Source organism: Komagataeibacter sp. NFXK3 (genome assembly GCF_054182245.1).
In genome coordinates this window covers 50,111-72,310 of record NZ_JAPIVJ010000004.1, presented here as the reverse complement: position 1 = coordinate 72,310, position 22,200 = coordinate 50,111, and the positions used below count along the sequence as shown (strand labels likewise).

16 protein-coding genes are annotated in these 22,200 nt (G+C 65.5%); 14 read left to right on the top strand and 2 right to left on the bottom strand.

The annotated features are described in order from the left end of the window. Positions 1-5: 5 nt before the first annotated feature. The 11 genes from OQZ28_RS05900 to OQZ28_RS05850 all read left to right on the top strand — a co-directional run bounded on the left by OQZ28_RS05900 (position 6) and on the right by OQZ28_RS05850 (position 17,526). Positions 6-2,411 (top strand): cellulose biosynthesis cyclic di-GMP-binding regulatory protein BcsB, encoded by a 2,406-nt coding sequence (locus tag OQZ28_RS05900; protein WP_458135467.1) that lies wholly within the window; start codon positions 6-8, stop codon positions 2,409-2,411. Between the two features lie 2 nt (positions 2,412-2,413). Beyond that, positions 2,414-6,376, top strand: a complete 3,963-nt coding sequence (locus OQZ28_RS05895) for a cellulose synthase subunit BcsC-related outer membrane protein (RefSeq protein WP_458135466.1) — start codon at positions 2,414-2,416, stop codon at positions 6,374-6,376. Next, a complete protein-coding gene (gene bcsD / locus OQZ28_RS05890) occupies positions 6,376-6,846 on the top strand; it encodes a cellulose biosynthesis protein BcsD (RefSeq protein WP_130730137.1) in 471 nt (156 codons plus the stop codon). The genes OQZ28_RS05895 and bcsD overlap by 1 nt, the downstream gene beginning before the upstream one ends. Before the next feature lie 217 nt (positions 6,847-7,063). Beyond that, a complete protein-coding gene (locus tag OQZ28_RS05885; protein ID WP_458135465.1) occupies positions 7,064-9,271 on the top strand; it encodes a beta-glucosidase in 2,208 nt (735 codons plus the stop codon). 11 nt (positions 9,272-9,282) lie between these two features. After that, the gene (locus tag OQZ28_RS05880; protein ID WP_458135572.1) at positions 9,283-9,954 is read left to right on the top strand and encodes a hypothetical protein; all 672 of its coding nucleotides are present in this window, start codon (positions 9,283-9,285) and stop codon (positions 9,952-9,954) included. Between the two features lie 205 nt (positions 9,955-10,159). Continuing rightward, entirely contained in the window at positions 10,160-10,618 is a 459-nt protein-coding gene (locus tag OQZ28_RS05875; RefSeq protein ID WP_458135464.1) for a cupin domain-containing protein, read from the top strand. Then, on the top strand, positions 10,615-11,244 hold the full coding sequence (locus OQZ28_RS05870) for an NUDIX hydrolase (protein WP_458135463.1): 630 nt from the start codon (positions 10,615-10,617) through the stop codon (positions 11,242-11,244). The genes OQZ28_RS05875 and OQZ28_RS05870 overlap by 4 nt, the downstream gene beginning before the upstream one ends. 195 nt (positions 11,245-11,439) lie before the next feature. Beyond that, positions 11,440-13,326: a molecular chaperone HtpG gene (gene htpG, locus OQZ28_RS05865; RefSeq protein ID WP_458135462.1), complete on the top strand. Its 1,887-nt coding sequence runs from the start codon at positions 11,440-11,442 to the stop codon at positions 13,324-13,326. Positions 13,327-13,607: 281 nt separating this feature from the next. Further along, on the top strand, positions 13,608-14,699 hold the full coding sequence (mtnA, locus tag OQZ28_RS05860; protein ID WP_458135461.1) for an S-methyl-5-thioribose-1-phosphate isomerase: 1,092 nt from the start codon (positions 13,608-13,610) through the stop codon (positions 14,697-14,699). A gap of 134 nt (positions 14,700-14,833) precedes the next feature. Continuing rightward, positions 14,834-16,630 (top strand): aspartate--tRNA ligase, encoded by a 1,797-nt coding sequence (aspS, locus tag OQZ28_RS05855; RefSeq protein WP_130730130.1) that lies wholly within the window; start codon positions 14,834-14,836, stop codon positions 16,628-16,630. Between the two features lie 5 nt (positions 16,631-16,635). Further along, complete coding sequence (locus tag OQZ28_RS05850) at positions 16,636-17,526, top strand: EipB family protein (protein ID WP_458135460.1); 891 nt, start codon at positions 16,636-16,638, stop codon at positions 17,524-17,526. On the opposite strand, the gene OQZ28_RS05845 is transcribed toward OQZ28_RS05850, so the two are convergent. Then, entirely contained in the window at positions 17,501-18,286 is a 786-nt protein-coding gene (locus OQZ28_RS05845) for an exodeoxyribonuclease III (protein ID WP_458135459.1), read from the bottom strand. The genes OQZ28_RS05850 and OQZ28_RS05845 overlap by 26 nt on opposite strands. Further along, positions 18,283-18,648: a HesB/IscA family protein gene (locus tag OQZ28_RS05840; RefSeq protein WP_130730128.1), complete on the bottom strand. Its 366-nt coding sequence runs from the start codon at positions 18,646-18,648 to the stop codon at positions 18,283-18,285. Before OQZ28_RS05840 ends, OQZ28_RS05845 begins: the two co-directional genes overlap by 4 nt. 143 nt (positions 18,649-18,791) lie before the next feature. Between OQZ28_RS05840 and OQZ28_RS05835 the strand changes: the two genes are divergently transcribed. The 3 genes from OQZ28_RS05835 to OQZ28_RS05825 all read left to right on the top strand — a co-directional run bounded on the left by OQZ28_RS05835 (position 18,792) and on the right by OQZ28_RS05825 (position 22,195). Further along, complete coding sequence (locus tag OQZ28_RS05835; protein ID WP_458135458.1) at positions 18,792-19,310, top strand: hypothetical protein; 519 nt, start codon at positions 18,792-18,794, stop codon at positions 19,308-19,310. A gap of 111 nt (positions 19,311-19,421) precedes the next feature. Then, the gene (argS, locus tag OQZ28_RS05830) at positions 19,422-21,227 is read left to right on the top strand and encodes an arginine--tRNA ligase (protein ID WP_458135457.1); all 1,806 of its coding nucleotides are present in this window, start codon (positions 19,422-19,424) and stop codon (positions 21,225-21,227) included. Then, the gene (locus OQZ28_RS05825; protein ID WP_130730125.1) at positions 21,224-22,195 is read left to right on the top strand and encodes an SPOR domain-containing protein; all 972 of its coding nucleotides are present in this window, start codon (positions 21,224-21,226) and stop codon (positions 22,193-22,195) included. Before argS ends, OQZ28_RS05825 begins: the two co-directional genes overlap by 4 nt. Positions 22,196-22,200 lie beyond the last annotated feature (5 nt).

The following is a 22,200-nucleotide window of genomic DNA, read 5'->3' as shown; positions in this document are numbered from 1 at the left end:
TGAAAATGGTGTCCCTGATCGCGCTGCTGGTCTTTGCAACGGGGGCACAGGCTGCGCCTGTTGCCTTCAAGGCGCCAGCCTCGCAGCCCGCAGGTTCCGACCTGCCGCCTCTCCCCGCCGCCGCACCGCAGGCTGCTGCCACGTCCGCTGCCGCGAGCGCGGGCCAGCCCGCCACAACCGCCCCGGCGGCGGATGCCACGTCAGTCAGTGCGGCTGATGCGGTCGTGGATAATGCCGAGAACGCCATTGCCGCGTCTGACGTTGCAACGGTGCATACATACTCCCTCCAGGAGCTCGGTGCGCAGAGTGCCCTGAAAATGCAGGGCGCCGCCACGCTGCAGGGTCTGCAGTTCGGCATTCCGGCCGACCAGCTGGTCACGTCGGCGCGGCTTGTCGTGTCGGGTGCGATGTCGCCCAGTCTCCAGCCAGATACCAGCGCGGTTACGATCACGCTGAACGAGCAGTTCATCGGCACGCTGCGGCCTGACCCTACCCATCCTACATTTGGGCCGCTTTCGTTTGATATCAACCCCATCTTCTTTATCAGCGGCAACCGGCTGAACTTCAGCTTCGCTTCAAGCTCGAAGGGCTGCACGGACCCCAGCAACGGGTTGCTCTGGGCCAGCGTGTCCGAGCACTCCGAACTGCAGATCACCACCATACCGCTTCCCCCCCATCGCCAGCTGTCACGCCTGCCCCAGCCGTTCTTCGACAAGAACGTAAAGCAGAAGATCGTGATTCCGTTCGTTCTCGCACAGACATTTGATCCCGAAGTGCTGAAGGCGACGGGCATCCTGGCATCGTGGTTCGGTCAGCAGACCGATTTCCGTGGCGTGACCTTCCCAGTCTTCTCCACCATTCCGCAAACGGGCAATGCCGTTGTCGTTGGCGTGGCCGACGAGCTGCCTTCCGCCCTCGGGCGCCAGTCGGTCAATGGCCCCACGCTCATGGAAGTGGCCAACCCGTCCGATCCCAACGGCACGGTGCTGCTCGTGACGGGGCGCGACCGTGATGAGGTCATGACCGCGAGCAAGGGCATCGGTTTCGGCTCGAGCACCCTGCCAACAGCCAACCGCATGGACGTGGCGCCGATTGATGTGGGTGCCCGCGTGGCGAATGACGCGCCTTCCTTCATTCCCACCAATCGTCCGGTCCGCCTGGGTGAGCTGGTGCCAGACAGTTCCCTGCAGGCTGAAGGTTACGCGCCTGGCCCGCTATCGGTGCCGTTCCGTGTCTCGCCTGATCTGTATACGTGGCGCGATCGGCCGTACAAGCTGAACGTCCGTTTCCGCGCGCCGCCGGGGCCGATCGTCGATGTGTCGCGCTCATCGCTCAATATCGGTATCAACGACACCTATCTTGAGGCCTATCCGCTGCGTGAGCCGGATTCAACGCTGGACCAGATCCTGCGGCGCGTGGGCATCGGCCGTCGTAATGATAGCGTGCAGCAGCACACCATGGCCATCCCGCCCTACCGGGTCTTTGGCCAGAACCAGCTGCTGTTCTATTTCGAGATGGCGGCAATGGCCGAGCCGGGCTGCAAACCCGGCCCGAGCACCTTCCATATGGGCGTTGACCCGGATTCGACGATCGACCTGTCCAACTCCTATCACATCACCCAGATGCCCAACCTCGCCTTCATGGCCAGTGCCGGCTATCCGTTCACGACCTATGCCGACCTGTCGCGCTCGGCCGTGGTGCTGCCCGCGCACCCCAATGGCATGATTGTCAGCGCCTATCTCGACCTCATGGGCTTCATGGGGGCGACGACATGGTATCCGGTGTCCGGCGTGGATGTGGTCTCGAGCGACCACGTGAATGACGTGGCGGACCGGAACCTGATTGTCCTGTCCACGCTGGCCAATAGCGGTGACGTTTCGCAGCTGCTGAGCAATTCGGCCTATCAGATTTCGGATGGACGGCTGCACATGGCCCTGCGCTCGACGCTGAGCGGTGTGTGGAACCTGTTCCAGGATCCCATGTCGGCCATCAGCAAGACGGCTCCGACCGAGGTCGAGAGCACGCTGACCGGTGGCGTCGCCGCGATGGTCGAGGCGGAATCGCCGCTGGCATCGGGACGGACGGTGCTCGCGCTGCTTTCGGGTGACGGGCAGGGGCTCAACAACCTTGTGCAGATCCTGGCGCAACGCAAGAACCAGGCCAAGATCCAGGGTGACCTGGTGCTGGCGCATGGTGATGATCTGACATCCTATCGCAGTTCGCCGCTGTATACGGTTGGCACCGTGCCGCTGTGGCTCAAGCCTGACTGGTATATGCACAACCATCCCGGCCGCGTGATCTTGGTTGGCCTGTTCGGGTGCATTCTGGTGGTGGCTGTCCTGGTGCGCGCCCTGGCCAAGCATGCTCTGCGCCGCCGTCGTGAGTTGCAGGAAGAAAGGCAGGGAACGTGATCATGAACAGGCGATACGCCCTTTCGCTTTCAGGTGCCCTGCTGGCCAGCAGTTGCATGACGGTTCTGGTGGCGGTTCCTGTTGCGCGCGCGCAGCAGGCTTCCACTGCCATGACCACCACCGCCGCCAGCCCTTCTGCCGCGGCACCACGGCAGATACTGTTGCAGCAGGCACGCTTCTGGCTTCAGCAGCAGCAATATGAGAATGCCCGCCAGGCCCTGCAGAATGCGGAGGGCATCGCCCCCAATTCCCCTGACGTGCTGGAAGTAAAGGGTGAATACCAGACGGCCATTGGCAACCGCGAAGCGGCCGCCGATACGCTGCGCCACCTGCAGCAGGTGGCACCGGGCAGTGCTGCGGCCAGCAACCTGAGTGACCTGCTCAGCGAGCGGGCCATTTCCCAGGGCGACCTGACACAGATCCGCTCGCTGGCGGGTTCGGGGCAGAACGCGCAGGCGGTAGCGGGGTACCAGAAGCTGTTCCACGGTGGCAAGCCGCCCCGTTCGCTCGCGGTGGAATACTACCAGACCATGGCGGGCGTGCCGGCCCAGTGGGACCAGGCCCGCGCCGGGCTTGCCGGGATCGTTGCATCCAACCCGCAGGACTACCGCGCCCAGCTCGCCTTTGCCCAGACCCTGACCTATAACACCTCGACCCGCATGGAAGGCCTGACCCGGCTCAAGGACCTGCAATCCTTCCGCAGTCAGGCCCCGGTCGAGGCCGCCGCCGCGACGCAATCCTACCGCCAGACCCTGAGCTGGCTGCCGGTCAATGCCGATACGCAGCCCCTCATGGAGCAGTGGCTTTCAGCCCACCCCAATGATACCGCGCTGCGCGAGCATATGCTCCATCCCCCCGGCGGTCCGCCGGACAAGGCGGGCCTTGCGCGCCAGGCCGGTTACCAGCAGCTTAATGCGGGCCGTCTTTCCGCTGCCGAGCAGTCTTTCCAGTCGGCGTTGCAGATCAACTCCCATGATGCTGATTCGCTTGGCGGCATGGGGCTCGTGAGCATGCGGCAGGGCGATACCGCCGAGGCGCACCGCTATTTTGAAGAAGCGATGGCCGCCGACCCCAAGACCGCGGATCGCTGGCGCCCGGCGCTGGCGGGCATGGCGGTGAGCGGGGATTATGCCGCCGTTCGCCAGCTGATCGCAGCCCACCAGTATACCGAGGCCAAGCAGAAGCTCGCCACGCTGGCCCGCGAGCCCGGGCAGTACACCGGCGCGACGCTCATGCTGGCCGACCTGCAGCGCTCGACCGGCCAGGTCGCCGCCGCCGAGCAGGAATATCGTGGCATCCTGTCGCGTGAGCCCAATAACCAGCTGGCCCTGATGGGGCTGGCGCGGGTGGACATGGCGCAGGGCAACACGGCGGAAGCACGCCAGCTCCTGTCGCGTGTCAGCCCGCAATATGCCAGCCAGGTGGGCGAAATCGAGGTTTCCGGCCTGATGGCGGCTGCGTCCCAGACATCGGATTCAGCACGCAAGGTTTCCATCCTGCGCGAAGCGATGGCCCAGGCCCCGCGGGACCCGTGGGTACGAATCAACCTTGCCAATGCGCTGCAGCAGCAGGGTGACGTGGCTGAAGCAGGGCGCGTGATGCAGCCCATCCTGGCCAATCCCGTGACCGCGCAGGACCGTCAGGCTGGCATCCTGTACACCTATGGCAGTGGCAATGATGCGATGACCCGCCGGCTTCTGGCCGGCCTGTCGCCTGCGGACTATTCCCCCGCGATCCGCTCCATTGCCGAGGAAATGGAAATCAAGCAGGATCTGGCCAGCCGCCTGTCCATGGTGTCCAACCCGGTGCCGCTGATCCGCGAGGCCCTTTCCCAGCCTGATCCGACCGGCGCGCGTGGCGTGGCGGTGGCAGACCTGTTCCGCCAGCGTGGCGACATGGTGCATGCCCGCATGGCGCTGCGTATCGCTTCGACGCGCACCATCGATCTTTCGCCCGACCAGCGCCTGTCCTACGCGACCGAATACATGAAGATCAGCAACCCTGTGGCGGCCGCGCGCCTGCTGGCCCCGCTGGGTGATGGCACGGGCTCGGCGGCGGGCAATGCGCTGCTGCCCGAGCAGGTGCAGACGCTGCAGCAGCTGCGCATGGGCATCTCGGTGGCGCAGTCCGACCTGCTCAACCAGCGTGGCGACCAGGCGCAGGCCTATGATCATCTGGCACCCGCCCTGCAGGCCGACCCGGAGGCGACATCGCCCAAGTTGGCGCTCGCGCGGCTGTATAACGGCCACGGCAAGCCGGGCAAGGCGCTCGAGATCGACCTGGCGGTGCTGCGGCACAACCCGCAGGATCTTGATGCGCGGCAGGCTGCGGTGCAGGCCGCGGTCAACAGCGACCACAACAGCCTTGCCACCCGCCTCGCCATGGATGGCGTGCAGGAAAGCCCGATGGATGCGCGTGCCTGGCTGGCCATGGCCGTGGCCGACCAGGCCGATGGCCATGGACAGCGCACCATCGAGGATCTGCGTCGGGCCTATGACCTGCGCCTGCAGCAGGTTGAGGGTACGCGGGCTTCGTCCAGCCCGGCCGTGGCGCAGGAAGAGGCGCTTGCCCCGCCGTCGACCAACCCGTTCCGCCCGCGTGGCTACGGGCACCAGACGGAACTCGGCGCGCCTGTGACCGGTGGCTCCTACAGCGCCGAGGCGGCATCGCCCGATACGTCGGACCAGATGCTCTCCTCCATTGCCGGGCAGATCCGTACGCTGCGTGAGAACCTTGCCCCCTCCATCGATGGTGGCCTCGGGTTCCGGTCACGTTCGGGCGAGCACGGCATGGGCCGCCTGACGGAAGCGAACATCCCCATCGTGGGCCGCCTGCCGCTGCAGGCCGGTGCTTCCGCCCTGACCTTCTCGATCACGCCAACCATGATCTGGTCGGGCAACCTCAACGCAGGCTCCGTCTATGATGTGCCGCGTTATGGCACGATGATGGGCGTGGAGGCGTATAACCAGTACGACAGCTATGCCAATGCGGGCAAGAACCAGCAGCGCATCGCCGCTGGCACGGCCGAGGCCGGGTTTGCGCCGGATGTGCAGTTTGGCAATAGCTGGGTGCGGGCCGATGTGGGTGCGTCGCCCATCGGCTTCCCCATCACCAACGTGCTGGGCGGTGTCGAGTTCTCGCCGCGCGTGGGTCCGGTCACGTTCCGTGTCAGTGCCGAGCGCCGGTCGATCACCAACAGCGTGCTGTCCTATGGCGGCCTGCGTGACACGAACTACAACAGCGCGCTTGGCCGGTATGCCCGCCAGGTCTATGGCCAGGCACTGTCCAAGCAGTGGGGCAGCGAATGGGGTGGCGTCGTGACCAACCACTTCCATGGGCAGGTCGAGGCCACACTGGGCAACACCATCCTGTATGGTGGCGGTGGCTACGCCATCCAGACCGGCAAGAACGTGCAGCGCAACAGCGAGCGTGAAGCGGGCATCGGCGCCAATACGCTGGTGTGGCATAACGCCAACATGCTGGTGCGCATTGGCGTGAGCCTGACCTATTTCGGTTATGCCAAGAACGAGGATTTCTACACCTACGGGCAGGGTGGTTACTTCTCGCCGCAATCCTATTACGCGGCGACCGTGCCGGTGCGCTATGCGGGCCAGCACAAGCGGCTGGACTGGGACGTGACGGGCAGCGTGGGCTACCAGGTGTTCCACGAGCACTCGGCACCCTTCTTCCCCACGTCATCGCTGCTGCAGTCCGGTGCCAATACCATCGCCTCGAATTACTCGGCGAGCGCCACGCCGGCGGAATATCTGTCGGAGGAAACGGTGAACAGCGCCTACTATCCTGGGGATAGTATTGCTGGTCTTACCGGTGGCTTTAATGCTAGGGTGGGCTATCGCTTTACACGCAATGTTCGTCTTGATCTGTCGGGGCGCTATCAGAAGGCCGGTAACTGGACTGAAAGCGGCGCCATGATTTCCGCACACTATCTTATTATGGACCAGTAATGACAACTTTGAACGCAAAACCGGACTTTTCGCTTTTCCTGCAGGCCCTGTCCTGGGAGATCGATGATCAGGCCGGGATCGAGGTCCGCAATGACCTGTTGCGCGAGGTCGGCCGGGGTATGGCTGGTCGTTTCCAGCCGCCGCTGTGCAACACCATCCACCAGCTTCAGATCGAGCTGAACGCCCTGCTGTCCATGATCAACTGGGGCTACGTGAAGCTGGACCTGCTGGCGGAAGAACAGGCCATGCGCATCGTGCATGAAGACCTGCCGCAGGTGGGCAGCGCCGGTGAGCCTGCCGGCACATGGCTCGCCCCGGTGCTGGAAGGGCTTTATGGCCGCTGGATCACGTCGCAGCCCGGCGCATTCGGGGATTATGTCGTGACGCGTGATATCGACGCGGAAGACCTGAACTCGGTCCCGGCCCAGACGGTTATCCTGTACATGCGCACCCGCAGCGCCGCGACCTGATCCCTGTCAGTCGCGCCATTTGCGTCAAAACCCTGCCCACAGGCGTGTTCATGCCCTGTAGGCAGGGTTTTTGCATATATGGCCCCCACTCTTTGCCCTGTTTTTGCGCTAGATCATGCGGCGCGGGGGCAGGGTGCTTCACAACTGGGTTGAGGAAATGACGGGTGCAGGCCGCCCGTGCCGCCACTGTCCAGCCCCTGAAGGAGGAGCCTGCCATATGAGACTGTCCCGCAAGATATTCCTGTTATCCGCCGTGGCGTGTGGCATGGCGCTGGCCCAGGCGCCTGCCTTCGCGCGGCATGCCCATGATAACGGGGGCGACCCGGCAGACACGCGGGCGCGGCAGATGCTCGCCTCGATGAGCCTTGAGGACAAGATGTCCCTGCTGTTCAGCGTTGATGGCGGTGGCTTCAACGGCAGCGTGGCACCGCCGGGGGGCCTGGGTTCGGCGGCTTACCTGCGCGCGCCCAAGGGCTCGGGCCTGCCTGACCTGCAGATTTCGGATGCGGGGCTTGGCGTGCGCAACCCGGCGCATATCCGCAAGAATGGTGCGGCGGTCTCGCTGCCGTCCGGCCTGTCCACGGCCAGCACGTGGGATATGGACATGGCGCGGCAGGCCGGTGTCATGATCGGGCGTGAGGCGTGGCAGAGCGGCTTTAACGTGCTGCTTGGCGGCGGGGCAGACCTGACGCGCGACCCGCGCGGCGGCCGCAACTTTGAATATGCGGGCGAGGATCCGCTGCAGACCGGGCGCATGGTGGGCAGCACCATTGCGGGCGTGCAGTCGCAGCATGTGATCTCCACGCTCAAGCATTATGCGATGAACGACCTCGAAACCTCGCGCATGACCATGAGTGCCGATATCGACCCCGTGGCCATGCGCGAGAGTGACCTGCTGGGCTTCGAGATCGCGCTTGAAACCGGTCATCCCGGTGCGGTCATGTGCTCGTACAACCGCGTCAATGACCTGTATGCCTGTGAAAACCCCTACCTGCTGACCAAGACGCTGAAGCAGGACTGGCATTATCCCGGCTTTGTCATGTCCGACTGGGGGGGCACGCATTCCTCCGCGCGCGCGGCGCTGGCGGGGCTGGACCAGGAATCGGCGGGCGATCATACCGATGCCCGACCCTATTTCCGCACCCTGCTTGCAGCCGATGTGAAGGCAGGCCGCGTGCCCCAGGCGCGCATTGATGACATGGCGCAGCGTATCGTGCGCTCGCTGCTTGCAGTCGGGCTTGTCGACCAGCCGCCGCAGCGCCAGCCGCTTGATGTGGTGACCGACACCCTCGTGGCCCAGAAGGACGAGGAGGAAGGCGCGGTCCTGCTGCGCAACCAGGGCAACATCCTGCCGCTTTCGCCTACCGCGCGCATTGCCGTTATTGGTGGTCATGCCGATGCGGGCGTGATTTCGGGCGGGGGTTCGAGCCAGGTCGAGCCCATCGGTGGCGAGGCGGTGAAGGGACCGGGCAAGAAGGAATGGCCGGGCGATCCGGTCTATTTCCCGTCCTCGCCGCTCAGGGCCATGAAGGCCGAGGCGCCGAACGCCCAGATCACCTATGATTCCGGCACCAATATCGCCTCTGCCGTGCGGGCGGCGCGGGCGGCCGACGTGGTGGTGGTGTACGCCACGCAGTTCACCTTCGAGGGGATGGACGCGCCGAGCATGCACCTTGATGACAATGCCGATGCGCTGATTACGGCGGTGGCTGCCGCCAACCCGCGCACGGTGGTGGTGATGGAAACCGGCGATCCGGTGCTGATGCCGTGGAACAACAGTGTTGCGGGCGTGCTCGAGGCGTGGTTCCCCGGTTCTGGCGGTGGCCCGGCCATTGCCCGGCTGCTGTTTGGCAAGGTGGCCCCTTCAGGCCATCTGACCATGACCTTCCCGCAGGCGGAATCGCAGCTTGCCCACCCCGATATTGCAGGGGTGACGGCGGATAACGTGTTCGAGATGCAGTTCCACACCGATCAGGAACTGGTTTACGATGAAGGCAGCGATGTCGGTTACCGCTGGTTCGACCGCAACCACTTCAAGCCGCTCTATCCGTTCGGTTATGGCCTGACCTACACCACGTTCAGCACCGATGGGCTGAAGGTGGCCGAACGCCACGGGCAGGTGACGGCCACGTTCAACGTGCACAATACTGGCACGCGGCCGGGCGTGGATGTGCCGCAAATCTATGTCGGCCTGCCCGATGGCGGTGCGCGCCGCCTTGCGGGCTGGCAGCGCATCAGCCTGGCACCTGGCGAGAGCCGCCAGGTTTCGGTGCAGATTGACCCGCGCCTGCTGGCGCATTTCGATGGCAGGCATAACCGGTGGAGCGTACCCTCAGGCAGCTTCCGCGTGTGGCTTGCATCATGCGCTACTGATGACAGCCAGCAGGCCACCATGCACCTGCATGGCCGGACCATGGCGCCCTGAGGCGGAACGTGATGGGCAGGGGGCTGCTGGTAGCTGCGACCATGGGAGCTGGCCTGCTGGCTGCCAGCCCTGTACAGGCAGCCGGCCTTTCATGGCCCGATACGCCAGATCACCGCGCGCGCCTGATGATGAGCGTGCAGGAGTTGGAAATAACCCTGCTCACCCACCCCAGCGCCACGCTGGCGCTGGAGGACTGGTGTGCAACCCATCATATGGCTGCCCGCCCCGTGGTGGTGGCGCGCAAGGCAGCCCTGCCGCAGCCTGACCCCGTGCCCGCGCGGGTGCGGGCCGATCTGGGCGTGAGTGCCACGCAACCCGTGCGGCACCGGCAGGTGCAGCTGGCCTGCGGCCCGTATGTGCTTTCGGTGGCGGATAACTGGTATGTGCCCGGCCTGCTGACCCCGCAGATGAATGCCACGCTCGAGCAGACCGATACATCCTTCGGCCATGTGGTGGCGCCCCTGCATTTTACCCGCGAGCGGCTGGAATTTACGCGGCTGTGGTCACCGTGGCCGGGAGGGGCCGCGGGGGCAATGATCGTGGCCCCGGCCGAGATCGTGCGCCAGCGCGCCGTGCTGCGCGACGTGCAGGGGCGTGCCTTTAGCGAGGTGGTGGAAACCTATACCGACCAGACTCTCGCTTTTGCGCCAGAAGGGCAGGCAAGAGGGCCAGCCCGCCCTTAGAGACTGTTTGAAAAGTCAGCTCAGCAAACATCCAGGAATCATAAGGAAGTTTTTGGCGAAGCTTTTTTCAAAAAGCTTCGAAGAACACTGCATTCTTGAAAACAGGTGGCACTCAGAAACTTTCATTCTTTATATCCCTGCCGTTTGCAGCCCGGCGGCAGGAGGGCTACGCCGGAGCATGTGATCATGACCGGAGCCACACCCCATGACAGATTTGCGAGACCCCAATATCCCTGCCGAGACCGTGCGGCACCTGCTGGGCCTGCACCCCCACCCTGAAGGGGGAAGCTACCGCGAAATATGGCGTGACACCCCAGCCGATGGCCCGCGCGGCGCGGTCTCGACCATCAGCTTCCTGCTGGCAGCCGGCGAGCGCTCGCACTGGCACCGTGTTGATGCAGCCGAGATCTGGTGCTGGCAGGGTGGCAGCCCATTGCTGCTTGAAATTGCGGACGGGGAGGGGGGCCCGATCGAGCGGATCATGCTCGGCCCGCTGCCCACGCAAGGCCAGGTGCTGCAGGCGGTGGTGCCGCCGGGGGCATGGCAGGCGGCCCAAAGCGCGGGAGCGTGGAGCCTGATGGGCTGCCAGGTGGCGCCTGCCTTTGTTTTCAGCCAGTTTGAACTGGCTCCGCCCGGCTGGTCGCCTCAAGGAGAAAACGCATGACAACCCCGCAATGGCTCATCTGGGCCCGTGACCTGCAGGCACTGGCCCAGAGTGGCCTGGCCTATGCCGAAAGCCCGTTTGATCGCGAGCGTTATGAAAGCATAAGGCAGATCGCAGCCGACATGATGGCCGCGGGCAGCGATGCCGACATGGCGCGCGTGCTCGACCTGTTCAGCGATCAGGACGGCTATGCCACGCCCAAGCTGACGGTGCGCGCCGCCGTGTTCGATGCGCAGGGCCGCATGCTGCTGGTGCGCGAGGTGCTGGACCATGACCGCTGGACCCTGCCGGGGGGCTGGGCGGATGTGAACCTGACCCCGGTGGAAAATACGGTGAAGGAAGTGCGCGAGGAGAGCGGGTTTAGCGTGCGCGTGACCAAGCTCGCCGCCGTGTGGGACCGCGACCGGCAGGGCCACCCGCCCGGACCGTTTTCATGCTGCACGCTGTATTTCATCTGCGAACTGACCGGCGGCAGCGCCGAGACCAGTATCGAAACATCGGAAATCGGCTGGTTTGCGGCAGACCAACTGCCCACCGACCTCTCGCTTGGCCGCGTGCTGCCCAGCCAGTTGACCCGCATGTTCGAGCATGCCGCCAACCCCGACCTGCCTACGGATTTTGACTGAAACCGTTTGAAAACAATAACTTGATAAAATGGAAAAGTTTTTGGGGGCCACCTTTTTTCAAAAAGGCGGCGTTTTGCAGGGCCGCTGGATCAAAAGCGCCAACCTAAAGGCAGGCCATTGAAAAACCGACCGGGCTTTCCATATCCAATACAAATTGTAACCCGACGACAACGCAACAGACAGACTGGATAAGCCATGACGGAACAGACCACCACGACCCCGCCCGAAGCCACGGGCGAACAGCATGAATTCAGCGCCGAGGTCGGCCGCCTGCTCGACCTTGTGGTGCATGCGCTCTATTCCGAGCGTGAAATCTTTTTGCGTGAGCTCGTCGCCAATGCGGCGGATGCGACTGACAAGCGCCGTTTCGAGGCCCTGACCGATGGCGCGCACGCCCTGCCTGAAGATGCCAAGATCCGCATCAACCCCGACAAGAACGCCCGCCTGCTGACCATCAGCGATGATGGCGCGGGCATGAGCAAGGAAGACCTGGGCCGCAACCTCGGCACCATCGCCCGCTCGGGCACCCGCGCCTTTGGCGAGGAACTGGCCAACGCCAAGCCTGAGGACAAGCCGAGCCTGATCGGCCAGTTCGGCGTGGGTTTCTATGCCGCCTTCATGGTGGCGGACCGGGTGGACGTGATCTCGCGCCGCGCAGGCAGTGACGAGGCATGGTGCTGGTCCTCCACCGGCAAGGGCAACTACACCATCAGCCCCGCCACGCGTGAGAAGGCAGGCACCGACATCATCCTGCACATCAAGGAAGATGCGAACGACTTCCTCGATTCGTGGCAGCTTGAAACCATCGTGCGCAAATGGGCCGACCACATTTCGTGGCCGATCACCATCGTCAAGGATGATGGCGAGGAAACTTCGGCCAACAAGGGCACCGCGCTGTGGCGCAAGCCGCGTGGCGGGATCGATGAAGAGCAGCTCAACGAGTTCTACCGCAACATAAGCCACAACTTCGATACGCCCTGGGCCACGCTGCACTGGCATGCCGAAGGCACGATGGCGTTCTCGGCGCTGCTGTTCATTCCCGGCAGCAAGCCCTTCGAGTTTGCCGAGCCGGTGCGCGAGAGCCAGATCCGCCTGCATGTGCGCCGCATGTTCATTACCGATGATGCCGGCCTGCTGCCGCCGTGGCTGCGGTTCGTGACCGGCGTGGTCGATACCGAGGACCTGCCGCTCAACGTCTCGCGCGAGATGCTGCAGGCCACCCCGGTGCTTGCCCGCATCCGCAAGGTCGTGACCAGCCGCGTGATCTCGGAGCTCAAGACCCGCAGCAAGGACGAGGCGGATTTCGAGAAGTTCTGGGACAATTTTGGCCCCACCTTCAAGGAAGGCATCTGGGACGACGCGGTCCACCGCACGGAACTTGCTTCCATCGCCCGTTTCCGCTCCAGCACGCAGGAAGGCTGGACTACGCTTGATGCTTATCTGGAACGCAAGAAGCCCGAGCAGGAAGCCATTTACTACCTGACCGGCGACCGCACGGAAATGCTGCCCTCCTCGCCGCAGCTCGAGGGTTTCCGCGCACGCGGCATCGAGGTGCTGCTGCTGTCCGACCCGGTGGACTCGTTCTGGCCCGAGCGTCTGGGCGTGTACAAGGACGTGCCCATCCGCAATATCAGCCAGTTCCACACCGATCTTGAAAAGTTCGGCGCGCCGGAGGAAACGCAGGCTGAAAAGGACGCGCTGGAAGTCGTGATCCCCGCGCTGAAGGAAGCGCTGGGCGATGCGGTGTCCGACGTGAAGGGCACCAACCGCCTCGTCGACAGCGCCGTGGTGCTGGCCGCCCCCGAATCCGGTCCGGACCTGCAGATGATCCGCCTGATGAAGCGCAGCGGCCAGCAGGTGCCCGACACGGCGCCGGTGCTGCAGGTCAACCCGGCCCATCCGCTGATCGCCGACCTCGCCACCCGCGTGAAGAATGGCGACCCGGTGCAGGATATTGCGCTGACGCTGATGGACATGGCCCGGATCCAGGATGGCGAGAGCCCGAAGGACCCCACCGGCTTCGCCCGGCGCCTGACCACGATCCTGACGCGCCTGCCGCTGACGGACGGCCCGCAGGGCTGAACTGCCCCGCGCTGAATGATGCGTCACGACCATCCCGCCATGCGCCCTGCATGGCGGGATGTTCTTTTTTACAGGCTTGAGGCGCGCGGCTAGCCCTGCGGGCTGACTGCCTGTATGATCCAGCCCATGCGGGCACGGGTTACGCTGCCTTATGGCAGAAAAACCGCAACTGCGGCTTTATTCAAAGTATTCAGGCAACAGGGCCTTGAACGTGGTCCGGCTGGATGCTTCCCTATGCGCCCTTTTGTGTGTTCCGGTTTTTGAATGGCGGCAAATCTTATATGAAAATTGACAACGTCTCCTATCGCAGTGTCTGGGTGGATGCGGATGATGGCTGGTCGGTCCATATCTTTGACCAGACCCGCCTGCCCTGGTCGCTCGACATCCTGCGCCTGACCGAGCGCGATCAGGTGGCCCATGCCATCCGCACCATGCAGGTGCGTGGCGCGCCGCTGATTGGCGCCGTGGCCGCCTACGGGCTGGCGCTGGCCCTGCGCCATGACAACAGCGACGCGGCCATGGAGCGCGATGCCGCAGCCCTTGCCGCCACCCGGCCCACCGCGGTCAACCTGGCGTGGGCGATCAAGCGCATGCTCACGCGCCTGCGCACCACGCCGCAGGCCGACCGCGTGGCCGCCGCCTATGACGAGGCCGGGCGCATCTGCGATGAAGACGTGATCCAGAACGAGGCCATCGGCCGGCAGGGGCTGGAACTGATCGAGGAGATCGCCGCCCGCCGCCCCGGCCCGGTCAACATCCTCACCCACTGCAACGCGGGCTGGATCGCAACCGTGGACTGGGGCACGGCCCTTGCGCCCATCTACATGGCGCATGATCGCGGCATCGAGGTGCATGTGTGGGTGGATGAAACCCGCCCGCGCAACCAGGGGGCCTCGCTCACCGCATGGGAGCTGGGCCGCCACGGCGTGAAGCACACCGTCATTGCCGATAATGCCGGTGGCCACCTGATGCAGCATGGCCAGGTGGACCTCGTGATCGTGGGCACCGACCGCGTGACCCGCACGGGCGATGTGGCCAACAAGATCGGCACCTACCTCAAGGCGCTGGCGGCGCGTGACAATAACGTGCCCTTCTGGGTGGCGCTGCCATCGACTACCATCGACTGGTCGATCAGTGACGGGGTCAGCGAAATCCCCATCGAGGAGCGTAATGGCCGCGAAGTCACCCATATCCAGGGCCGTGACGCGGCAGGCCACGTGAGCAGCGTGCAGCTCGTGCCCGATGGCAGCAAGGCCGCCAACCCGGCCTTTGACGTGACCCCCGCGCGCCTCGTGACCGGCCTGATTACCGAGCGTGGCCGCTGCCCCGCCACGGCGGATGGGCTGTGCGATCTCTTCCCCGAATACGTGTGAGCATGGCCCCGCAGGCCGGGGCTGCTCACCTATGACCTTGACAGGCGCGGGCGGGATTGGCTTTGTCGCGCCTGCAACCGGGTGCGGCCCCTTGTGGCCGTGCCCCCCAAATCTGGTAGAATCAGGACAAGAGCATGCATCCCTATCGTACCCATAGCTGCGCGGCCCTGCGGGCTGCCGATGCCGGGCAGACGGCCCGCCTTTCCGGATGGGTACATTCCAAGCGCGACCATGGCGGCCTGCTGTTCATTGACCTGCGCGACCATTTTGGCATGACGCAGATCGTGATCCCCGCGGGCTCCCCCGTGCTGGAAACCGCCGAGCGCGTGCGCGTGGAAAGCGTGCTGACCGTGACGGGCGAGGTGGTGCTGCGCGATGGCGCCACCAAGAACCCCAACCTGCCCACGGGCGAGATTGAGCTGCGCGCGAAAGAGATCGAGGTCCAGTCCAGCGCCGACGTGCTGCCGCTGCAGGTGGCGGGCAACGAGCACTACCCCGAAGACCTGCGCCTGACCTACCGCTACATCGACCTGCGGCGCGAGAAGGTGCACCGCAACATCATGCTGCGCGCGCAGGTGATCGCGAGCCTGCGCAAGCGCATGACGGACCTTGGCTTTGTCGAGTTCCAGACCCCCATCCTGACCGCCTCCTCGCCCGAGGGCGCGCGCGACTTCCTCGTGCCCGCGCGCATGCATCCGGGCAAGTTCTACGCCCTGCCGCAGGCCCCGCAGCAGTTCAAGCAATTGGCCATGGTGGCGGGGTTTGACCGCTATTTCCAGATCGCGCCCTGCTTCCGTGATGAAGCGGCGCGTGCCGACCGCTCGCCCGGTGAGTTCTACCAGCTCGATTTCGAGATGGCGTTCGCCACACAGGAAGATGTGTTCGCCACCCTCGAGCCGGTGATGGAAGGCGTGTTCCGTGAGTTCGGCGGTGGCCGTATCGTGAGCAAGGGCCCGTTCGAGCGCATTCCCTACGCCACGGCCATGGAAGTCTATGGCAGCGACAAGCCCGACCTGCGCAACCCGCTCAGGCTCTCGGATGTGACCGAGGCGTTTGCCGGTTCCGGCTTTGGCCTGTTTGCCCGCATCGCCGCCGATGGCGGCCAGATCCGCGCCATCCCCGCCCCCGGCGCGGGCGACCGCCCGCGTGCGTTCTTTGACAAGCTCAATAACTGGGCGCGTGAATCGGGTGCTGGCGGGCTGGGCTACATCATCTTCGCTGAAGAGGGCGGCAAGGGCCCGATCGCCAAGAACCTCGAGGCCGAACGCATCGAGGCCATCCGCGCCAAGACGGGGCTGAAGGCAGGCGATGCCGTGTTCTTCGTGGCGGGCAAGGGCGATGAGATGGTCAAGTTCTCGGGCGCCGTGCGCACCCGCGTTGCGACCGAACTCGACCTGATCGAACAGAACGCCTTCCGCTTCTGCTGGATCACGGATTTCCCGATGTACGAGCGCAATGAGGAAACGGGCGAGATCGACTTCTCGCACAACCCGTTCTCCATGCCGCAGGGTGGCATGGACGCGCTGCTCAACCAGGACCCGCTGACCATCAAGGCCTATCAGTACGATATCGTGTGCAACGGCATCGAACTCTCGTCAGGCGCGATCCGTAACCACCAGCCCGATGTGATGATCCGCGCGTTCGAGATCGCGGGCTACCCGGCCAGCGAGGTCGAGGCCCGCTTTGGCGGCATGCTCAACGCCTTCCGCTATGGCGCGCCGCCGCATGGTGGCTCGGCGCCGGGCGTGGACCGCATCGTGATGCTGCTGGCCGATGAGCCGAACATCCGCGAAGTCATCCTGTTCCCGCTCAACCAGCAGGGCGAGGACCTGATGATGGGCGCACCCGCCCCCGTCGAGCCGCAGCGGCTCAAGGAACTCTCGCTTGCCCTCGACCTGCCGCGCCCCAAGCCCGGCCAGAAGAAGGACTGAGCGCCATGCACGCCGTGATGGACCCCTCCCTCACGGCGCGCCGCATCAGGGTGCGGCGGGCGTTTCATCGCGGCATGATGGCGGGCATGGTGGCGGTGGGGCTGTGGCACGGCCAGGCGCTGGCCGCCCCGCCTGCGGGCATGGCCGCGCACCGGGCGGTGTATGACCTTGCGCTCTCCGCCGTGGGTAATGGCGATGTGGTGACGGCGGAGGGCAGGCTGACCTTCGTGCTGTCCGACATGTGCACGGCCTGGTCCACCCAGCAGCAGTTGCATGTGCGCACCGTGGGCCGGGGTGGTGATGAACATGACAGCGATTCCGATTACGCGGTGCTGGAGGACAAGGATGGCTCATCCCTCATCTTCCGCGCCGACCAGAGCGAAAACGGCCAGTCCAGCCCGCGCATAGCAGGCGAGGCCCATATGAGGCCCTCAGGCGGCAGGGTGCATTATACCGCGCCCAGCGTGCATGACGTGGCGCTGCCCGCGGGCACGCTGTTCCCCGTGGCGCACACCACCAGCGTGATTGCGGCAGGGCAGGCGGGCCGGACCGAAATCGCGCCGCCGCTGTTCGATGGCACGGTCGAGACCGGGGCGCTGAACACCTATGTGCTGCTGCTTGCGCGCGAGGCGCCGCCGGTGGCAACGCCTTTTGCAGCCCTCGCCCCCCTTGGGGCGCAGCGGGTGCATATCGCCTACTACAACCCCACCACGCGCGACATGGGGCCGATATTCGAGCAGGGCATGCGCTATTTCACCAACGGCGTGGCCGACCGGCTTGACCTTGATTTCGGGCAGTTCCGGCTGGCGGGCACGTTGCGCGAGTTCCGGCTGCTGCCGGTGCCCGACCACTGCCCGGCATCAGCCCCGCTCAGCCCGCAGCACCAGCCACTGTAACGGCCAGCGGCACGTGGTCCGATGGCTGGGCCTTGCCGCGTTCATCGCGCGCGGGCAGGGCGGTCAGCAGCCGTTCGGCCACGCGGGGCGAGAGCAGGGCATGGTCGATGCGCAGCCCGCTGTCACGCTGCCAGGCGGCGGCCTGGTAATCCCAGAACGTATAGAACCGCCCCGCCGGGTGTAGCGCGCGCAGCGCATCGGTCAGGCCCAGCCACAGCAGGCGGCGGAAGGCCGCACGGGTGGCCGGGCGCACCAGCGCATCATCCGGCGCGAGCGCGCCGGGCGCGCAGTCCTCATCGGTGGGGCAGACATTGTAGTCACCCAGCAGCACGAAGTCCTGCCCGGCCGCGAGCATGGCGTGGGCGTGCAGCGCAAGGGCCTCCATGAAGGCAAGCTTGGAATCGTAGCCCGCACTGCCGCCTGAATTGCCGTTGGGCAGGTACAGATTGCCAAAGATCAGCCCGCCTGCGCGAATTTCCACGTAGCGGGCCTGCGGCGGGTCGGTTTCCCAGCCGGGCAGGGCGGTGTGGGTGACCTCGTGGGGCAGGCGCGTGAGGATGGCCACGCCGTTATAGCTTTTCTGCCCCACCACGATGCTGTCATAGCCTGCCGCCCTGAACGCATCGGCGGGGAAGATCTCGGTGGCGCACTTGATCTCCTGCAGGGCCAGCACGTCGGGCTGCTCGCGGGCGAGGTAGTCAAGCACATGGTCGAGGCGCTGGCGGATGGAATTGACGTTCCAGGTAACGAATTTCATCATTCCACCGAGAAGCTGGTGCCACACCCGCACGAGGAGGCCGCATGCGGGTTGCGCACGGTGAAATGCGCGCCCATCAGGCTGTCATCAAAGTCGAGCACGGCACCGCTCAGCAGGTCCATGCTGGCAGGGTCAACGAGCACGCGGGCGGTGCCTGCGGCAATGACGATGTCATCGGGCCGGGTTTCAGGCTCGAGCGCGAATTTATACTGAAAGCCGTTGCAGCCCCCCGCCTCGACCGCAACCCGCAGCGCCGGTTCGCCCGTTGGGGTGGGGGGCTGTTCATCAAGGATCTCACGCAGGCGCTGTGCTGCCGAATCCGATACGCGGAACATCTCGGCCGGGGGGGAAGGGGGCGTGGACATCGGGTTTCACCATGATCTGTGCCCGCAGGCCGGGGCCACTTCATGTTGGCTGCGGGCTGCGGGCGGGTTATGGATGCACGGCGGTATGGTCTTTACCGTTTCATCCATGGCTTGGTCCTGATCCTATATGAGCACTGCACCCTATGCTGTCCAGACCGCTACGGCCCGTGGCAGGCTCCACCCCATGGCCGGTGCGCCCACCCGCCACCCCCGCGCATGATGCCGGCAATGCCGGCCCGTGCCTGCGCCACGAGGCGATCCGCCACGTCATCAACACGCTGGCCATGGACCTGATCGGTGCAGCGCGGCCCGACCTTGGCCGCATGGTGCCGTGCTGCGCCGATGGCATCCTCCATGCCGCCCGCCCCGTGGTGGCCAGCAGCCCGGCCATCCGCCACTTCCTGTATGCCCGGCCGTGCCGGCACTGGCGTGTCAACCGCATGGCGCGCAAGGCGCTGCTTAGGGTCGAATCGATCCTTGCCATCCCCGGCAGCGACATGACCCCGCTGCCCGATGCCACCAGCGCGCCTGCCCCTGCCCCCCGCGCGGGGGGTGATATGACTGGTGCGTGCCGGGTGGTGGCCGATTATAGTGCCGGGATGACCGATCGCTGCGCGATGGAGGCATATCGACGGTTGACGGACCTGTCCCCGCCGGGGTGAAACACGCGCAGCACGATCATCCGCCTGCCACCGCTCCTGCGCGATGCCGGCGGGCCATACCATGCCGGGCCACCGGGCCTGTTACCGTTATCTGTTGGGAAACCAAGCCGCATGTCAGACAGTCTGTTCGCCCGTTACCTCACCCATGTGCGCGATGCGCTGCGCACCATCATGCCCGACCTGCCCCCAGCAGCCCTTGAGCGCGTCGAGGTCACCCCCACCCGCGACCCCGCCCATGGCGACCTGGCCACCAATGCGGCGCTGGTCATCTCCAAGGCGGCCCGCCGCCGCCCTGCGGAGATTGCGGGTGAACTGGTCACGGCGCTGGCCTCCGTGCCCGGCATTGCGCAGGCCGAGGTGGCGGGCCCGGGCTTTGTCAACATGCGCCTTGCCCCCGCCGTGTGGCAGGCCGTGGCGCGTGACGTGCTGCGCACGGGCGAGGCCTACGGCACGAGCAGCGCGGGCCGGGGCGTGAAGGTGAATGTGGAATATGTCTCGGCCAACCCCACGGGGCCGATGCATGTGGGCCATTGCCGTGGCGCCGTGGTGGGTGACGTGCTGGCCAACCTGCTGGCCAAGGCGGGCTATGAAGTCACCAAGGAATATTACATCAACGATGCGGGCGCGCAGGTGATCGCGCTGGCCTGGGCCACGTACTGGCGCTACCTGCAGGCGCTGCACACCACCGTGACACAGGAGGAATTCGCAGCCGTGGTGCCCGGCGGCGCCATCCAGTACGGCGGCGACTATCTGGTGCCCGTGGGCGAGGCGCTGGCCCGTAAACATGGCGAAAGCCTCGCCGCTCCCGGCCTGAAGCCCGCCGACCCCGCCCTGTGGCTCGAGACCGTGAAGAAAGAGGCGGTCGATACCATGATGGGCATGATCCGCGAGGATCTGGCCGCCCTTGGCGTGCATCATGACGTGTTCACCAGCGAGGCGAAGATCCTGGCTGATGGCGAGACCGACCGCGCCATCAAAAAGCTTGAGGAAAAGGGCCTGATCTACGAAGGCGTGCTCGACCCCCCCAAGGGCAAGCTGCCCGATGACTGGGAAGCCCGCCCCCAGACCCTGTTCCGCTCGACCGAATTTGGCGATGATGTCGATCGCCCCCTGCGCAAGTCCGATGGCTCGAACACCTATTTCGCCAACGATATCGGCTACCATGCCGATAAGATCCGCCGGGGCGCTGACGTGCTGGTCGATGTATGGGGCGCGGATCATGGCGGCTACGTCACGCGCATGAAGGCTGCTGTTGCGGCGCTGGCCACCGATGGCCGCCCGGTGCTTGACGTGCTTTTGTGCCAGATCGTGCGCATCGTGCGCGATGGCCAGCCGGTGCGCATGTCCAAGCGCGCGGGCACGTTCGTGACCCTGCGCGACCTGATTGACGAGGTGGGGCGTGACGCGGTGCGCTTTACCATGCTCACCCGCAAGGCCGATGCGCAGATGGAATTCGACCTCGACCAGGTTGTGGCCCAGAGCCGCGACAACCCGGTGTTCTACGTGCAGTACGCCCATGCGCGCTGCTGCTCGGTGCTGCGGGCGGCGGCAGGCCTTGCCAATGCGGGCAAACTGCCCGGCGGCCTCACGCCTGCCGAACTTGCTACCGCCGACCTGTCGGGGCTGGGCTCGGATGCGGAACTGGCGCTTTTGCAGCGCATGGCGCAGTGGCCGCGCATGGTCGAGTCGGCCGCAAGCGCGCATGAGCCGCACCGCATTGCGTTCTATCTCAATGAACTGGCCTCCGATTTCCATGCATTGTGGAACCGGGGCAAGGATGACACGACCCTGCGCTTCGTGCAGGAAGATGACGTGGCCGCAACCCGTACGAAACTTGCCCTTGTCGAGGCGACGGCAACCGTGCTGCGTTCGGGCCTGAACGTGCTCGGCGTGCAGCCGGTCGAGGAGATGCGATGAGTCCTGACGATACGCCGCGTAATGGTGGTCCCGATGATCTTCGGAACAACCCCGCCGCACCCGATCCCTATGCCGAGCGCCCGACCGCGCGCGAGCGCATGGGCACGGATTCCAATCCCGACCTGAACGCGCGCGCGCCCATGGAGCCAGCCGATGACATCGGCCCGCGTGCCACGCCCCCCCGTGGCGGCAGGGGCGGCACCGATTTCAGGGCCCTGCTGGCGCGCTTTGCCGGCAGCAGCCTGCTGGGCGATGACCCGCTCACGCGCAAGCTGGTCTATGGCGCGGCGGGGCTTGGCGGCATTCTGGTCATCGCGATTGGCGGCTGGTCACTGTTTGGCCATCATGAAGGCGGCATCGCGGTGCTCGGCCCCCCGCCGGGGCCGGTGCGCGTCAAGCCCGCCGATCCGGGGGGCATGCAGATTCTGGGCGCGGGTGATGGCATGGCCGCCGATGGTGGCGTGATGCGTCTCTCGCCCCCGCCCGAGCAGCCCCAGCCCGATGCCATGGCCCGGCAGTATGCCCCGCCACCGGGTAGCGACAGCGCTGATGGCGGCAATGCTTCCCCGCCGCCTGCCACTGCCCCGGCTCCGGCTGAAACGCCCGCCCCGTCCGGCCCTGCCCCGCAGGAGCCCGCCCAGAAGCCCGCGGAACCGGCAAGGCAGGCCGAGGAATCGCCCGCCACCCTGCCGCCGCCGGTGCCGCGCGCGCTCAATGAGGGCAGTGGCGCCTACGGCGTGCAGCTGGCCGCCCTTGATTCGCAGGAGGCGGCACTCAAGAGCTGGAGCCAGCTGCTCAGCCGTTACCCCGGCGTGTTCGGTTCCTACCAGCCTGCCGTCATCAAGGCGGAGCGGGGCGGCAAGACGTTCTACCGCCTGCGCATCAAGGGGCTGAGCAAGGCGCAGGCCGCATCGGTGTGCGAGAAGGTCAAGGCCAAAAGCCTGCCGTGCGAACCGGTCCATTCCTGAGCGCA

What these genes read in the sequence shown, in the direction of transcription:
- OQZ28_RS05900 (WP_458135467.1), top strand. Translation starts at nt 6, where the DNA reads ATGGTGTCCCTGATCGCGCTGCTGGTCTTTGCAACGGGGGCACAGGCT.
- OQZ28_RS05895 (WP_458135466.1), top strand. Translation starts at nt 2,414, where the DNA reads ATGAACAGGCGATACGCCCTTTCGCTTTCAGGTGCCCTGCTGGCCAGC.
- bcsD (WP_130730137.1), top strand. Translation starts at nt 6,376, where the DNA reads ATGACAACTTTGAACGCAAAACCGGACTTTTCGCTTTTCCTGCAGGCC.
- OQZ28_RS05885 (WP_458135465.1), top strand. Translation starts at nt 7,064, where the DNA reads ATGAGACTGTCCCGCAAGATATTCCTGTTATCCGCCGTGGCGTGTGGC.
- OQZ28_RS05880 (WP_458135572.1), top strand. Translation starts at nt 9,283, where the DNA reads ATGGGCAGGGGGCTGCTGGTAGCTGCGACCATGGGAGCTGGCCTGCTG.
- OQZ28_RS05875 (WP_458135464.1), top strand. Translation starts at nt 10,160, where the DNA reads ATGACAGATTTGCGAGACCCCAATATCCCTGCCGAGACCGTGCGGCAC.
- OQZ28_RS05870 (WP_458135463.1), top strand. Translation starts at nt 10,615, where the DNA reads ATGACAACCCCGCAATGGCTCATCTGGGCCCGTGACCTGCAGGCACTG.
- htpG (WP_458135462.1), top strand. Translation starts at nt 11,440, where the DNA reads ATGACGGAACAGACCACCACGACCCCGCCCGAAGCCACGGGCGAACAG.
- mtnA (WP_458135461.1), top strand. Translation starts at nt 13,608, where the DNA reads ATGAAAATTGACAACGTCTCCTATCGCAGTGTCTGGGTGGATGCGGAT.
- aspS (WP_130730130.1), top strand. Translation starts at nt 14,834, where the DNA reads ATGCATCCCTATCGTACCCATAGCTGCGCGGCCCTGCGGGCTGCCGAT.
- OQZ28_RS05850 (WP_458135460.1), top strand. Translation starts at nt 16,636, where the DNA reads ATGCACGCCGTGATGGACCCCTCCCTCACGGCGCGCCGCATCAGGGTG.
- OQZ28_RS05845 (WP_458135459.1), bottom strand. Translation starts at nt 18,286, where the DNA reads ATGATGAAATTCGTTACCTGGAACGTCAATTCCATCCGCCAGCGCCTC.
- OQZ28_RS05840 (WP_130730128.1), bottom strand. Translation starts at nt 18,648, where the DNA reads ATGTCCACGCCCCCTTCCCCCCCGGCCGAGATGTTCCGCGTATCGGAT.
- OQZ28_RS05835 (WP_458135458.1), top strand. Translation starts at nt 18,792, where the DNA reads ATGCTGTCCAGACCGCTACGGCCCGTGGCAGGCTCCACCCCATGGCCG.
- argS (WP_458135457.1), top strand. Translation starts at nt 19,422, where the DNA reads ATGTCAGACAGTCTGTTCGCCCGTTACCTCACCCATGTGCGCGATGCG.
- OQZ28_RS05825 (WP_130730125.1), top strand. Translation starts at nt 21,224, where the DNA reads ATGAGTCCTGACGATACGCCGCGTAATGGTGGTCCCGATGATCTTCGG.